13 protein-coding genes and 1 tRNA gene are annotated in these 14,653 nt (G+C 34.4%); 8 read left to right on the forward strand and 6 right to left on the reverse strand.

The window, feature by feature from the left end; all coding sequences use genetic code 11:
• The first annotated feature begins 53 nt into the window (after positions 1-53).
• The 4 genes from M666_RS18840 (at position 54) to M666_RS18855 (ending at position 5,221) form a co-directional block, all read left to right on the forward strand.
• Positions 54-1,067: an OmpA family protein gene (locus M666_RS18840; RefSeq protein WP_029445615.1), complete on the forward strand. Its 1,014-nt coding sequence runs from the start codon at positions 54-56 to the stop codon at positions 1,065-1,067.
• Positions 1,068-1,242: 175 nt separating this feature from the next.
• Positions 1,243-2,457, forward strand: coding sequence for a bifunctional alpha/beta hydrolase/OsmC family protein (locus tag M666_RS18845; RefSeq protein WP_029445614.1), 1,215 nt, complete (start codon positions 1,243-1,245; stop codon positions 2,455-2,457).
• Positions 2,458-2,573: 116 nt separating this feature from the next.
• A complete protein-coding gene (locus M666_RS18850; protein WP_226989933.1) occupies positions 2,574-4,112 on the forward strand; it encodes a phospholipase D family protein in 1,539 nt (512 codons plus the stop codon).
• A 263-nt stretch (positions 4,113-4,375) separates the two neighbouring features.
• Entirely contained in the window at positions 4,376-5,221 is an 846-nt protein-coding gene (locus M666_RS18855; protein WP_029445612.1) for a hypothetical protein, read from the forward strand.
• 1,546 nt (positions 5,222-6,767) lie between these two features.
• On the opposite strand, the gene M666_RS18860 is transcribed toward M666_RS18855, so the two are convergent.
• Positions 6,768-6,841, reverse strand: a tRNA-Pro gene (locus M666_RS18860).
• 159 nt (positions 6,842-7,000) lie between these two features.
• Here M666_RS18860 and M666_RS18865 point away from each other — a divergent pair.
• From M666_RS18865 to M666_RS18875, 3 genes are read left to right on the forward strand one after another with little or no spacing between them, the layout of a single operon-like run.
• Positions 7,001-7,639, forward strand: a complete 639-nt coding sequence (locus M666_RS18865; RefSeq protein ID WP_029445611.1) for a GDSL-type esterase/lipase family protein — start codon at positions 7,001-7,003, stop codon at positions 7,637-7,639.
• A gap of 18 nt (positions 7,640-7,657) precedes the next feature.
• Positions 7,658-9,274 (forward strand): beta-N-acetylhexosaminidase, encoded by a 1,617-nt coding sequence (locus tag M666_RS18870; protein ID WP_029445610.1) that lies wholly within the window; start codon positions 7,658-7,660, stop codon positions 9,272-9,274.
• A 60-nt stretch (positions 9,275-9,334) separates the two neighbouring features.
• A complete protein-coding gene (locus M666_RS18875; RefSeq protein WP_226989934.1) occupies positions 9,335-10,435 on the forward strand; it encodes a lactonase family protein in 1,101 nt (366 codons plus the stop codon).
• Between the two features lie 16 nt (positions 10,436-10,451).
• Here M666_RS18875 and M666_RS18880 read toward each other — a convergent pair whose 3' ends face one another.
• From M666_RS18880 to ruvX, 5 genes are all read right to left on the reverse strand, one after another.
• Positions 10,452-10,841 carry a response regulator gene (locus M666_RS18880; RefSeq protein WP_029445608.1) on the reverse strand — a complete coding sequence of 130 codons (390 nt, stop codon included), beginning with the start codon at positions 10,839-10,841 and terminating at the stop codon, positions 10,452-10,454.
• Positions 10,841-11,932 (reverse strand): sensor histidine kinase, encoded by a 1,092-nt coding sequence (locus tag M666_RS18885; protein ID WP_029445607.1) that lies wholly within the window; start codon positions 11,930-11,932, stop codon positions 10,841-10,843. Before M666_RS18885 ends, M666_RS18880 begins: the two co-directional genes overlap by 1 nt.
• A 226-nt stretch (positions 11,933-12,158) precedes the next feature.
• The gene (locus M666_RS18890; protein WP_029445606.1) at positions 12,159-12,593 is read right to left on the reverse strand and encodes a DUF5606 family protein; all 435 of its coding nucleotides are present in this window, start codon (positions 12,591-12,593) and stop codon (positions 12,159-12,161) included.
• Between the two features lie 56 nt (positions 12,594-12,649).
• Positions 12,650-13,240, reverse strand: a complete 591-nt coding sequence (def, locus tag M666_RS18895; protein WP_029445605.1) for a peptide deformylase — start codon at positions 13,238-13,240, stop codon at positions 12,650-12,652.
• 4 nt (positions 13,241-13,244) lie between these two features.
• Entirely contained in the window at positions 13,245-13,655 is a 411-nt protein-coding gene (ruvX, locus tag M666_RS18900) for a Holliday junction resolvase RuvX (RefSeq protein ID WP_029445604.1), read from the reverse strand.
• Positions 13,656-13,759: 104 nt separating this feature from the next.
• Here ruvX and M666_RS18905 point away from each other — a divergent pair, with 104 nt between their 5' ends.
• Positions 13,760-14,575 carry a 2,3,4,5-tetrahydropyridine-2,6-dicarboxylate N-succinyltransferase gene (locus M666_RS18905; RefSeq protein WP_029445603.1) on the forward strand — a complete coding sequence of 272 codons (816 nt, stop codon included), beginning with the start codon at positions 13,760-13,762 and terminating at the stop codon, positions 14,573-14,575.
• The last annotated feature ends 78 nt before the right edge of the window (positions 14,576-14,653 follow it).

The raw sequence follows: 14,653 nt of genomic DNA on the forward strand, positions 1-14,653 counted from the left end.
ATAGTTTAACGCCAGCGTAGCTGTGGTCTCTTTTTTTAATTAAACCAATAACGATGAAAAAAATAGCTTTAATCAATCTAGTTTTAGTAACACTCCTTTCCTGCAAGGATACGACAGCAGAAAAAGCGAATAAAGAGATAGAAAGCAATACCACTCCGGTAGCGGTTCCCACCGAAAAAACACCAAATAAAGAAGTTGAAAAAGAATTTTCTTGGGCAGAAATCCCAGAATCAACCGTTGATATCGGTGAATTCCCCTATCTAACACCTCCTAAAGGGATGATTGTAGATAAAGACGACTCAGAATCTTTTGAATTTGATAAATTAGAATTTTTTGACGGAAGCCAGTTCTTTGTTCTTGATGGAAAAGTGGAACGAATGAGTATTGCTATGGAAGGCGATAAAGAATGGGAACACTATTTATTTGACAAAAGCGTATCTGAATATTTAAAATCTATAGGGGCCATCTTACTATTTGAAGGACAGATTCCTTATGAACAAACTCAAAAATGGGGAGATAACCCAAATGCTATTTATAAACACATGCATGAGTTTTACGCAGGAGATGTTGTAAACGGCCCAATTAGCCTATATGTTTTAAAAACAGCTCAACAAAAAATAGGCTTTCAAATCTCTTCAAAATCAAGAACTATAGGTGTTGTAGCATATAAAGATTTTGAGCAAACTATTGAGAAAATTACAGCTGAAACCATGTTAGAAGATATCAACGCTAAAGGCTTTGCTACCCTTCATATAAATTTTGACACGGGTAAATCTAGAATTAAAGCAGATTCCTATGACATAATTAATGAGATTGCAAAAATGATGAAAGCGAGTCCCGATTTAAAAATTAAAATCGAGGGACATACTGACAATACAGGTAATGAAGTTGCTAATTTGAAATTATCAAAAAATAGAGCTAGAGCGGTTCTTATGGCGCTTACCGATGAAGATATTGATGAAGCACGATTAAAAAGTGAAGGTTTTGGACAAACAAAACCTGTAGAAGACAATGCTACGGAAGAAGGTAAGGCTAAAAACAGAAGGGTTGAATTGAGAAAGTTGTAATCATGACTTCATACTCAAATCTATAGACAACTTGTAGAAACCGCTCATACACCTAAAAACTTGCATACCGGTGCCCACTTATTAAAAGACCTATCTTCTTTTTATTTGCTAAATTACCTACTTGCCGGTACTTGTATACTACAAATACTGAAGCCCATTAAAACGAATACCGTAGATGAAAAATAAAACGATATCCTTCAAAAACTCAAAAGGAGTAATGCTTTCTGGTAAACTTGAATTACCTGCAAACCAACATCCTATTGCTTATGCCCTATTTGCGCATTGCTTTACATGTAATAAAAATTTAACTCCTGTCAGAAATATATCAAGAGCACTAACGCTTCAGGGTTTTGGTGTTATACGTTTTGATTTTACCGGACTTGGACAAAGCGAAGGTGATTTTTCAGACACAAATTTCTCTTCTAACATTCAAGATCTAGAAGATGTCGCTAATTATATGGCGCTTGAATTAGAAGCTCCTAAATTAATCATAGGCCATTCTTTAGGGGGTGCCGCGGCAATATACGCTGCTAGAAAAATAAGTTCTGTTGATGCTGTAGCCACAATCGGTGCCCCATCATCTCCCCAACATGTGCAACATCTTTTTAAAAATGGCTTGGAAGAGATTGAAGCTAATGGAAAAGCAATGGTAAATATTGGAGGAAGACCTTTTGCTATTGCAAAACAATTTATTGAAGATCTATCGAGCAAAAATATGAGTGCTATTGTAAAATCATTACGAAAACCACTTTTGATCCTACATTCTCCACAAGATACGACTGTAGGCATAAAAAATGCTGCCGAGATCTATGCTGAAGCCATGCACCCTAAAAGCTTTGTTTCCTTAGATGGTGCAGATCATTTGCTATCAGATAAAGAAGATTCTGCCTACGTTGGTAATTTAATTGCACAATGGGCATCGAGATATATTAAAAAAGAGGATAAAAAGAAGCTTACAACCTCAAAACAAGTTGTTGTACAAATTGGAAACGAAAGTCTTACGACCTCTATTTTAGCTGCAGGACACCCTTTAATTGCAGATGAACCGGAAAGCGTAGGTGGCAATAATTTTGGACCAGCCCCTTATGACCTTTTGCTTTCTTCTTTAGGCGCTTGTACAGCAATGACCTTACGATTATATGCCAATCTAAAGAAATGGGATTTAAAAGAAGTTATTGTACACCTTACCCATGGCAAAGATTATATAAAAGATTGTATGGAATGTGATGAGAAAAAATCAAAAATTGATCATATTACAAAAAACATAGAACTAATAGGTGATTTGGATGAGGCTCAAAAAAAACGCCTTCTTGAGATTGCAGATAAATGTCCTGTACACAAAACGCTTCATCAATCTGTTGTGGTAACTTCTAGCTTGATTGTTTCCTGAAAAATATATGCTTGTTAACCCTATCTTTCTTATGATAGATTGGGTTCCCTATACACGCTAAAGACTATAAATGCGTTTATCAATTAAACCATTAACAACAACCGATGATAAGCGCCATGAATTTGATTCTTAACTATAAATACGCCTTTGTTCTTTTTTTATTAATACTAGCTTCTTGTAATGAAGAACAGAAGATAACTCCACCAACAGATTTCTGTGCTAACATTCATAAAAACGACAGTATAACATTAAGCAAGGAATTAGCCAGCGTAAAAGAATTGATGGCTACGAAAACCGGTGTATATGTTTTAGAAGACGGCAGTGGTTCTATGGTGGCCAGAGCGTGGCTTAGCGAATATGCTGAAAAGACCATAGACATTCAATATTTTATTTTTTCTACCGATAACGTAGGTTTAATTGCTTGTGATTATTTGATTAGAGCAGCAGATCGCGGTGTTAAAGTAAGAATTATTGTAGACGACATTATGGTCAATGCAGACATTCAAGATATTCTAACATTTGCCTCTCACAAAAATATTGAAGTCAAAATTTATAACCCAGGAGTTAATCTAGGAAAAAACATTTTTAAAAAAATACAAAAATTTACAACAGATTTTAGAACTGCCAATCAACGTATGCACAACAAAACGTTCATAGTGGATGGTAAAGTGGTCATTACTGGAGGCAGGAATATTGCCGATGAGTATTTTGATTATGACCATGAGTATAATTTTAGAGATAGGGATATTCTATTATTAGGAAAAATAGCTAAAACTGTAAATACTTCTTTTGACCAATTTTGGAATAGCACCTTAACAAAAGAGGTTTCAGAAGTTATTGAAGAGCTACCTGAAAATATAACATCAGAAGAAAGATTTGACAAACTTCATGAATATGCCTGTAATCCTTATAATTTTTGGCCACAAGTTAGAAAGCGTATTGCTGCCTTACCTACAACATTTAAAAAAATTAATGCATCAGGAGATTTAGTTTGGTTAGATGATGTACAGTTTATTTCTGATGCTCCCGGAAAAAATGATGGCGAAAGTGGTTTAGGAGGTGGCGGAATTTCTACTAGTGCCTTAATTAACTTAGTTAAAAATGCGAAATCATCTATAGACATTCAAACCCCATATTTAATAACAACAAAATTAGCGCAAAATTTATTTAAAGATGCCGTAGACCGCGGTGTAAAAATTAGAATCTTAACGAATAGCTTAGCTTCAACAGATAACGTAGAAGCTTTCAGTAGTTATCAAACAGATAGAAAAAAATTATTACAAACAGGTGTAAGAATCTTTGAATTTAGACCTGATGCTGCAGAACGTAAAAAAATTATGACAGGAGAGTTACAAGAAAAACTAGACTACACTCCTATTTTTGGGTTGCATGCAAAATCTATGGTTGTAGACCATAAAACAACAGTCATTGGCACCTTTAATCTAGACCCCAGAAGTGCTAATTTAAATACTGAATGTGTGGTTATTGTTACTTCTGAAAAAATTTCAAAGGGTGTTTTAAGCGGAATGGAAGAAGAGTTTAAATCTGAAAATTCATGGGAGACCACGTTAGATTTCAATCCAGATTCTGAAGTAAATAAGTATAAACGATTAAAAACTTGGACCAGAAAATTAATTCCAAAAGAAATCCTGTAAGTTATAGTACTTCACAAACTATTTTAAAGCCTTAAAGCAGCTCCACTTATCTAGATATAAAAAATCATAAGGAATACCCTACAGGTCATGCATTCAGTATGCTTTTTCAAAAGATCTTATTAATTAATAACAGCTCATACTACCATAGTGATCATAGACATTAAAAGAATTAAGCTGTTGTAATGGGTCAAAATTCAAATACAATTTTAACCTTCTTTAATCGTTAATTTCTAACAATAACCATCTAAATTATTATCCTAATTATGAAAATAAAATATTATTTAAGTGCATTAGTTGTATGTCTTTTATTCAACTTAAGTTCTTGCTCCTCTGATGGAGATACTTCTGTAGATCCTGAAACAGAAGAAGTTGATGAAAACGCAACTGACGATCCTACTGATGAGGAAGTTAGCCCAGAGACACCCGATCCAGAAACACCTGATCCAGATCCCGAACCAACAGATCCTGAAGAGGTCTTAGACTGTCTAAAGACATTTGGAACAAACTATGTGGTTTTTGAAGCAGAAGCAACAGAATCGCCCTTAGACCAATGGGAATTAATAAGCAAAGGTGACGCGGGCTATTTGGATAAAGAAAGTCTTGGTCCTATAAATGAAACGCATTTAGAATTTACAGGTAACAATCAAGGTAGTGGTCCTGCAACGTCTCCTTTAGAATATGTATTTACAGCTCCGTCTACTGGAGCATATAAACTAGTTATGCGTCTATACCAGCGTTTAGAGGGTGCAGAGGAAGATAAATCTAATGACGTTTATATAAGAATGGCAGGTAATTTTACTACGGCTACTGATAAATATACCACGGAAGACTTAGAAACTGACTTGAAATTTTTTGGTAGAGGTGTTGATCAATGGGGTGGTGTTTATTCTGGTGATGGCGGAGCAGCCCATAACAAATCGGCAATTCTATATAATTTGATAGAAGGTGAAGAATATACATTCACCATGTCTGGGCGTTCAAAAAATGCCAATATAGACTACATTTTACTTTACGATACGAAAGATATCACCATCCAAACTGGCGCTAATAAAGATATTGCTGAATTAAATGATGCGCAGTACAGACCTGATTGGGACTGTAATCAATAAATCTGTTTCATTGCAAATAACAAAGGAGCGCTTTAGAAGCAACTTCCGTATTCAAAAACTAAATCGCTATAAGCAAGTAAGAACACTTGCCTATAGCGGTTTTTAATTTTAAAAACACCTATACTCTGTTGTAGGTATTGTATTTTAAGCCATAGAAGAAACATATGAATAATAACTAGCAAAAATCCAATCATCTCACCCCTGTACCATAATAATAGGATTTACAGAATCCGAATAAACATTCATTGTAAATATAAAAATGAAGGCTAGCACCTTCTCATTTTTTGTTTCCAAACCCTTACACGAACAAAATCTGGATTTACAGAATCCGAATAAACACTCATTGAAAATATAAAAATGAAGGCTAGCACCTTCTCATTTTTTGTTTCCAAACGCTTACACCAACAAAATCTGGATTTACAGAATCCTAATAAACACTCATTGCAAATATCAAAATGAAGGCTAACACCTTCTCATTTTTTGTGTCCAAACGCTTACACGAACAAAATCTGGATTTGCAGAATCCGAATAAACACTCATTGCAAATATCAAAATGAAGGCTAACACCTTCTCATTTTTTGTTTCCAAACGCTTACACGAACAAAATCTGGATTTACAGAATCCGAATAAACACTCATTGAAAATATAAAAATGAAGGCTAACACCTTCTCATTTTTTGTTTCCAAACGCTTACACGAACAAAATCTGGATTTGCAGAATCCTAATAAACACTCATTGCAAATATCAAAATAAAGGCTAGCGCCTTCTCATTTTTTGTTTCCAAACGCTTACACAAACAAAATCTGGATTTGTAGAATCCTAATAAACCCTCATTGAAAATAACAAAATGAAGGCTAATGCCTTCTCATTTTTTGTTTCCAAACGCTTACACCAACAAAATCTGGATTTGCAGAATCCTAATAAACCCTCATTGAAAATATAAAAATAAAGGCTAGCGCCTTCTCATTTTTTGTTTCCAAACGCTTACACGAGCAAAATCTGGATTTACAGAATCCGAATATACACTCATTGAAAATATAAAAATGAAGGCTAGCACCTTCTCATTTTTTGTTTCCAAACCCTTACACGAACAAAATCTGGATTTACAGAATCCGAATAAACATTCATTGTAAATATAAAAATGAAGGCAAGCACCTTCTCATTTTTTGTTTCCAAACCCTTACACGAACAAAATCTGGATTTGCAGAATCCTAATAAACACTCATTGAAAATATAAAAATAAAGGCTAGCGCCTTCTCATTTTTTGTTTCCAAACGCTTACACGAACAAAATCTGGATTTGCAGAATCCGAATAAACACTCATTGAAAATATCAAAATGAAGGCTAGCGCATTCTCATTTTTTGTGTCCAAACGCTTACACGAACAAAATCTGGATTTGCAGAATCCGAATAAACACTCATTGCAAATATCAAAATGAAGGCTAGCGCCTTCTCATTTTTTGTGTCCAAACGCTTACACGAACGTTGTTCGTGATGCTCTTGGAAACAAAAAATGAACCGCAACACGATTCATTTTCTTATTCAGTCGGGATGACAGGATTTGAACCTGCGACCACACGGCCCCCAGCCGTGTACGCTACCGGACTGCGCTACATCCCGATTAATTTGATGCCAAATATATAGAATAGTAACACTAAATAAAAGAATTTTTACAGGATGATTTCGCTGCGCTTGAATTACAAAAATTCTTACTTGCAATATATTTTAAATTGAAGGTTTCACAGATAAAAGCTATCTTAGAAGCTTAAAGCATTTAAAGTGAAATTTTTAGTATTATTTTTAGTTCCCCTATTTTGCATGGCGCAACCCAACGCTTATTTTAAAGATGAAGTAACAGCCATCTCTAAAAAATATGATTCGCTATGGGATTCTTCTAGAGAAACCATTGTCTTTACAGGCAGTTCTAGTGTGCGTATGTGGAAAACTTTAGATCAAGATTTTCCGAACCATCAAGTACTAAATACTGGTTTTGGTGGGTCTCAAACTATTGATTTATTAGGCTATACCAAGGAGCTTATTTTTACGTATCGTCCTAAAAAAGTCTTTATCTACGAAGGAGATAATGACATATCATCTAAAAAAAGATCTAAAGAAATTCTGCAAACATTTTCAGAATTAATTGAGACTATAAAAGTAAATGACAGTACAACCAAAGTGGTTATTATATCGCCTAAACCAAGTATTTCTAGATGGAAATACAAAGGAAAATATAAGCGATTAAACAGAAAATTGAAACGTTTTTGTGAAAAAAATGACAACTTAGAATTTGCAAACGTATGGGACATCATGCTAGAGAGAAAGAAATTAAAAAAAGATCTTTTTATCAGTGATGGCCTTCACATGAATGAAAAAGGATATCAACTCTGGCATTCTGTTATTAAAGATTATATTGACTAATACGCTAGTTTTTTATTTATGAAAAAAAAGATTCTTGCCTTAAAAATAGCTTTATTCGCTTTAGCGATTGTATCCCTATCCTGTGCAGAGAAAAAGAAGAAAGTTGTACTTGTATTTCCTGAAACAAATTTATCCGCAGAAAATATTATTCCGAAGCCTTCTAAAGTTATTGCGACAAATTCTGCCTTTGGCTTAGATCAGAACACCGTGATTTACACTTCTCAAGCATTTAATGGATTTACCGAAGTAGGTACTTTTTTATCAGAGAAAATTGAAACCTTAACATCATTGAAAGTTCCTGTAAATACTACTGATTTAGAACAGGTAGATCGCATTATTTACATCAATCAAACGGACAGTCTAGAGCTAAAAACAAAAGAATCTTATCAATTATACATTTCAAAAGATTCTATTATCATCAATTCTAAGACTGCTGAAGGCGCTTTTAGAGGTGTGCAGACCTTACGCCAAATAATCCCAGAGAAAAGTAACGATAGCATCACAGATCATCCTATGTGGCTTATTCCAACAGGCAAAATTATTGATAGTCCTAATTTTGAATATCGAGGTGCCATGCTAGATGTTGCAAGGCATTTTTTTAGCGTTACCGATGTAAAGAAATACATAGACGTATTAGCTTATTATAAAATCAACAAATTACACTTGCACCTTACGGATGATCAAGGATGGCGTATTGAAATAAAATCATGGCCAAAACTGACTGCTGTTTCTGGTGCTACAGAAGTTGGCGGTGGCGAAGGTGGTTTTTATACGCAAGAAGCGTATAGTGAAATTGTAAGTTATGCTTCTAAACATCATATGACTATTATTCCTGAAGTAGATATGCCAGGACATACCAATGCTGCTTCTGTTGCATATCCAATTCTCAACGGAAATGGTAAAACGTTAAAGCCATACACAGGTACGCATGTAGGTTTTAGTACGTTTGATGCGCACAAGGATACCGTTTATGCTTTTATTGATGATGTTGTACGTGAAATAGCAGCACTTAGTCCAGGACCTTATTTTCATATTGGTGGAGATGAAAGTCATGTAACTAAAAAGAAAGATTATATTCTTTTTGTAAATCGTGTAGAAAAAATTGTTCAAAAACATGGTAAGCAAATGATTGGCTGGGATGAAATTATGCAAGCGGATGTAGATAGCACCAGTATTGCACAACATTGGAACACCAAGAAAAATGCAACTGAAGCAGCTGCAAGAGGATCAAAAATAATTATGTCACCTGCTACGAGAGCTTATCTGGATATGAAATATGATGACACCTCTATTCATGGCTTGGATTGGGCAGCACTCATTCCTGTTGACACGGCTTACAACTGGTCTCCTACTACATATATTGAAGATCTAAAAAAAGAAGATATCTTAGGTGTAGAGGCACCACTGTGGTCTGAAACAATTTCCACAATAGCTGAGCTAGAATATTTAGCGTTTCCTAGAATTATTGGCTATGCAGAACTAGGTTGGACCACGGACGAAAATAGAAATTGGGACGATTTTAAAACACGCTTAGCCAATCAAACTCCTTATCTAAACAGGATGAATGTAAATTATTACCCGTCTACTTTGATTGATTGGAAGAAAGACGTTTCAGAAACCATACTTAAAAACTAATTAATAGTACCACCACAAACCCACTCAATGAAGTATTCTATCTTTTTTTTAATAGTAATTATGCTTACAAGTTGTAAAACAGAAACCAAACCTATTCAAAACACACCAGAAGTGGCACAAGAAACGGCACAAGATGCTACTTTTTATGTAGGCACCTATACGGATAAAGAAAGTAAGGGCATTTATAAATACAGCCTTTCGGCCGATGGAAAATTAGCTAAAATAGGCTTGGCGGCTACAACAAATAATCCGTCGTTTTTAGCCTTGAGCCCAGACAAAAAATTTCTTTTAACCGTAAATGAAGTAGCCGAAAAAAACACCGGCTTTGTAAGTTCTTATCAAATTGAGAAAGATACTTTACTTTTCAAGAACATGAGTTCATCAGGTGGTGCACATCCTTGTCATGTTGCTATTAACGATAAAGGATACGTTTTAGCGGCAAATTACAGTAGTGGCTCTGTGGGCTTATTAAAAATAGATTCTGCCGGAAAACTGACTGATTTATTAGATACGCAACAACATAGTGGCCAAGGAACTACAGCGAGGCAAAAAGGACCGCACGCGCATTCTGCTTGGTTTGATGAAAACACTGTTATTGCAGTAGATTTAGGAACTAATGAGCTTTGGTTTTCAAGTATCAATACCACTACGAATACACTAGATTCCGTAGCTCCTTTTAGATTACCTATGGCAGAAGGTGCGGGACCAAGACATTTGGCACAACATCCTACTAAAAAGATGCTATATGTTTTAAATGAATTAGATAATACCATCACTAGGGTTGCTAAATCAGCGGACGGCATCTATGAAAAAAAGCAAACAATTTCTTCTATTCCTGAGGGTTTTAAAGAGCCAACAAAGAGTGCCGACATCCATATTTCTGAGGACGGTAAATTCCTTTACGCTTCAAACCGAGGCCATGATAGTATTGCCATTTTTAGTATACATGAAGATAGTGGTGACTTAAGCTTAATTGGTTATGAATCTTGCCGTGGAGAGAATCCAAGGAATTTTTCATTAACGCCAGAAGGCACTTATTTAATTGTAGCCAATCAAGACACCAATAATCTAATTTCTTTTAAAAGAAATGCACAAACGGGGTTATTGACATTTGTTTCAGAAATTGAAGCTCCTACGCCTGTTTGTATTCTTTTTAATTAAGTACCCCTAAGCCTATCTACTTATTGATGGCTAGTAGAATTTTTTTCATTTTCTCATAATTTAGTGGCTTTTCTAAGTACTCTATGACATTGCTATACCTAGAAGCCATTTCTTTGTCTTTGGGCCTACTAGAGGATGTTAATAGGACAATGGGGATGTCTGAGTATTGATTTTGGACTTCCGTTGAGTCTAAAAATTCAAAGCCGTCCATGACTGGCATGTTAACGTCTAAAAATATTAGATTAGGTTGTTCCTTCGCTAAATATTCTAGTGCCAACTCCCCGTTTAACACAGCGTCAACATTTTCAAAGCCTATATTTTTTAATTTTGTGGTAGTTATGTAATTGGTAATTTCATCATCTTCCACCAACAGTATTTTGAAAACGCTACTAGTTTGATTTTCCATTAAAATGTAATTTTAAATTCAGTTCCTTTATTTATTTCACTTGTAACACCAATAGCACCCCCATTATTTGTAATAATAGAATTTGTAACATAAAGTCCTACTCCAAGTCCATCTACATGGGTGTGCATTCTTTTAAACAATCCAAAGATTTTATTCGGATCAGTAGCTTGCTCAAACCCTAATCCGTTGTCTTTAACCGATAAAACCAACCGCTCTTTAACTAAGGCTGTTTTAATAAGAATAACAGGTTTCCTGTTTGGGTTTCTAAATTTTATCGCATTAGATACTAAGTTTTGCAAAATACTTTCTAACTGAATTACATTATAATCTATGTTAGGCGCACGGGCAAAATCTTCTTTAATTATTGTCCTACTCTGTACTATTTCCTCAGCGTGATTAACTTTTATTTTTTCAATAATTTTAGAAAAACTTAGAAGCTCTTTTTTATCATCCGATTTCGTTTTCAAAGCAATTACAGAATTTAAAGCCCTAAGTTTATCGCACATTTGTTTGGCTACCTGCTGTACTTTATCAAATACCGGCATACCTGCTTCAGAAATAGCATTCTCATTCTGTAACATATCTAACAAGCTATGAATATTAGTAAGTGGCGATCTTAAATCATGTGCCGCTACATAAGAAAACTCTTCTAACTCTTGATTTTTGCGTTTAAGATTATCGTTTACAGTCTGTAAGTTTACTTTTGTTGTTTTTAGTTGATCTATAGTGTTCGTTAAATTCGTGACATTTAACGTACTCATGCCTAAATAATCACCAATCTTGAAGGCTTTTATCATGAATTTAAGTACTCCGGCATCGGTATGAAAAGAAACTTCATCAAAACCGACAGGCTTACCTGTTACTAAAACATCCTTATATAACTGATATCTTTCATTCTCTTTTAAATACGGAAAAAAATCTAATAAATTTCTTCCTATAAAATCTTCTCTCTTAATTTTGATAGCCGTTAGAGCTGCTTGATTAATATCTACAAAATTCAGATCCTTATTTAAAATAACAAATGGCGAATAGGCCATATTAAAAAAAGCACCTCTAAGATCTCTATCGAATTCTCCTTCTACTGCTGCCATACTATCTTGTTTTTGATTTGTAATAAATCATTATTAGGTCTCAAAACTCCTCTTTTTGTGTGATAACATCAGGAATAAAGCCGCCACTACGATAAAACCATAGACGAATAGCAATAAACTGTAGATAAAGGAATTTGAAATAGATAGATTTTAACAAAAAAAGGCAACGAATATGAAAATTCATATTCGTTGCCTTTTCAAACAACTGGTTTTAAAGTGAATAGGTTTACTCTCCTCCTTCTTCCTTTGCTGCTTCTTTTACTTCTTCTTTAACCTCAAAATCTGTAATTCCTTGCTCTTGAAGCATATTATACCACTGAATTACTTTCTTAATATCACTAGCATACACTCTATCTTCATCATAATTAGGAAGTATCTCAAAAAAGTACTCCTCCAATTTTAACTTATCATCTTTATGAGAAACTGGAGTTTTTTCTCCATTCTCTTTTTCTTGAATTTTCTTAAACACTTCGCGAAGCGGAATTTCTGCATCTAGTGTATAAATAGCAATTTCAGAAAGAACACTTACGTTGTTCTTAAAACCTACTGTAATTTTTTTACCATCTAATAACGATTCTGCTACAAAACCAGCTCTAGTTTGTGTTAATAATTTAAACAAACCTGGTTTTCCTCCTATGGATAAAATTTTATCTAAACTCATGTATTATTTTAATTTCTGGACAAATATTAAACTTTTACGGTAATAAAAAAACTAGATTACCTTCCTTTTTTCATATCAGGGAAACGCATGCGGTAATCTGCATTAATTTTTCCTTTAGAAATATTACTTAATTTACCTTTTAATAAACGTTTTTTAAGACTTGAAAGCTTGTCTGTAAACAAAATTCCTTCAATATGATCGTATTCATGTTGAATAACTCTTGCTAATAAACCCCCATAGGTTTCACTTTTCTCATTAAAATTCTCATCCAAGTAAGTAATTTTAATAGTTTCTTTTCTATTCACATCTTCGCGAATATCCGGAATACTTAAACAACCTTCGTTGAAATTCCATTCATCTCCAGTCTCCTCCTCTATCTTGGCATTAATAAAAACCTTTTTAAAACCATTTAATGCTTTCTGATCTTCTGGAGCTAAATCTTCATCCTCAGAGAATGGCGTGGTATCAATAACAAATAAGCGAATAGGCAAACCAATTTGTGGTGCAGCCAAACCAACGCCACTCGCATTATACATGGTTTCCCACATATTTTCAACTAAGGTTTCAAGTTTAGGATACTCATTTGTAATATCAGTTCCTACTTTTCGTAAAACTGGATCTCCGTACGCTATAATGGGTAATATCATTGTATTAAATTCTGTTTAAATATGCTTGTAAAATAATGGTAGCACTAATCTCATCAACTAGAGCCTTATCTCTTCTTTGTTTCTTTTTCAGGCCACTATCAATCATTGTTTGAAAAGCCATTTTAGACGTAAAACGCTCATCTTGGCGTTCTATTCTCATCGCTGGAAAACTTGCTTTCAATTTCTCTAGAAAAGGAAGTATCAACGCCTCAGATTCTGACACCTGATTATTCATTTGTTTAGGCTCACCAACTACAATACATTCAACACTTTCTGTTGCAATATAGTTTTTTAAAAAATCAATCAATTCCTTAGTGGCTACCGTAGATAATCCTGATGCAATTAATTGTAACTCATCGGTAACAGCAATTCCTGTTCTAACTTTACCAAAATCAAGTGCAACAATCCGTGCCATCTAAATTATATTTTTTGCAAAAATAAAGGATAAATTGTTATAACTATAAATTCCCGCGAATAATTAGCGCGTAGGACTTATATTTGAGAAAATTTTAGCGTAAAATGACTGAATTAAGAGAGCAAATAGAAAAAGCTTGGGACAACCGAGATTTATTGAAAGAAGAGAAGACACAAACTGCAATACGCTCAGTAATAGACTTATTAGATGACGGAAAATTGCGTTGTGCAGAACCTACAACAGACGGATGGCAAATAAATGAGTGGGTAAAAAAGGCCGTAGTACTTTATTTCCCAATTCAAAAAATGGAAACTCTTGAAGCGGGTATTTTTGAATATCACGATAAAATGCCTTTGAAAAAAGGATATAAAGAAAAAGGAATACGTGTGGTACCAGGAGCAACAGCAAGACATGGAGCTTATATTTCTGCTGGAACTATTTTAATGCCGAGTTATGTAAATATAGGTGCTTACGTAGATGAAGGTACTATGGTAGATACTTGGGCTACCGTTGGTAGTTGTGCTCAAATAGGTAAAAACGTTCACCTTAGTGGTGGCGTTGGTATTGGTGGTGTTTTAGAACCATTACAAGCCTCTCCTGTCATCATAGAAGACAATGTATTTGTTGGTTCTAGATGTATTGTAGTAGAAGGCGTACGTGTAGAAAAAGAAGCTGTTTTAGGTGCAAATGTTGTACTTACAGCATCTACTAAAATTATAGATGTTACTGGAGATACCCCTGTAGAACGCAAAGGTTTAGTACCAGCAAGATCTGTTGTAATACCGGGAAGCTATACTAAAAAATTCCCTGCAGGAGAATACAATGTTCCTTGTGCATTAATTATAGGTACGCGTAAAGAAAGTACCAACAAAAAAACGTCTCTAAATGATGCCCTTAGAGAATATGATGTAGCGGTATAAGGCTACAAACGACTATTTTAAGAATAATCTCCCATGGTTTTAATAGCCTAAGGGAGATTTTTTTTTAAAATCGTTTTC

This window comes from Cellulophaga baltica 18, assembly GCF_000468615.2.
Taxonomy (GTDB): Bacteria; Bacteroidota; Bacteroidia; order Flavobacteriales; family Flavobacteriaceae; genus Cellulophaga; species Cellulophaga baltica.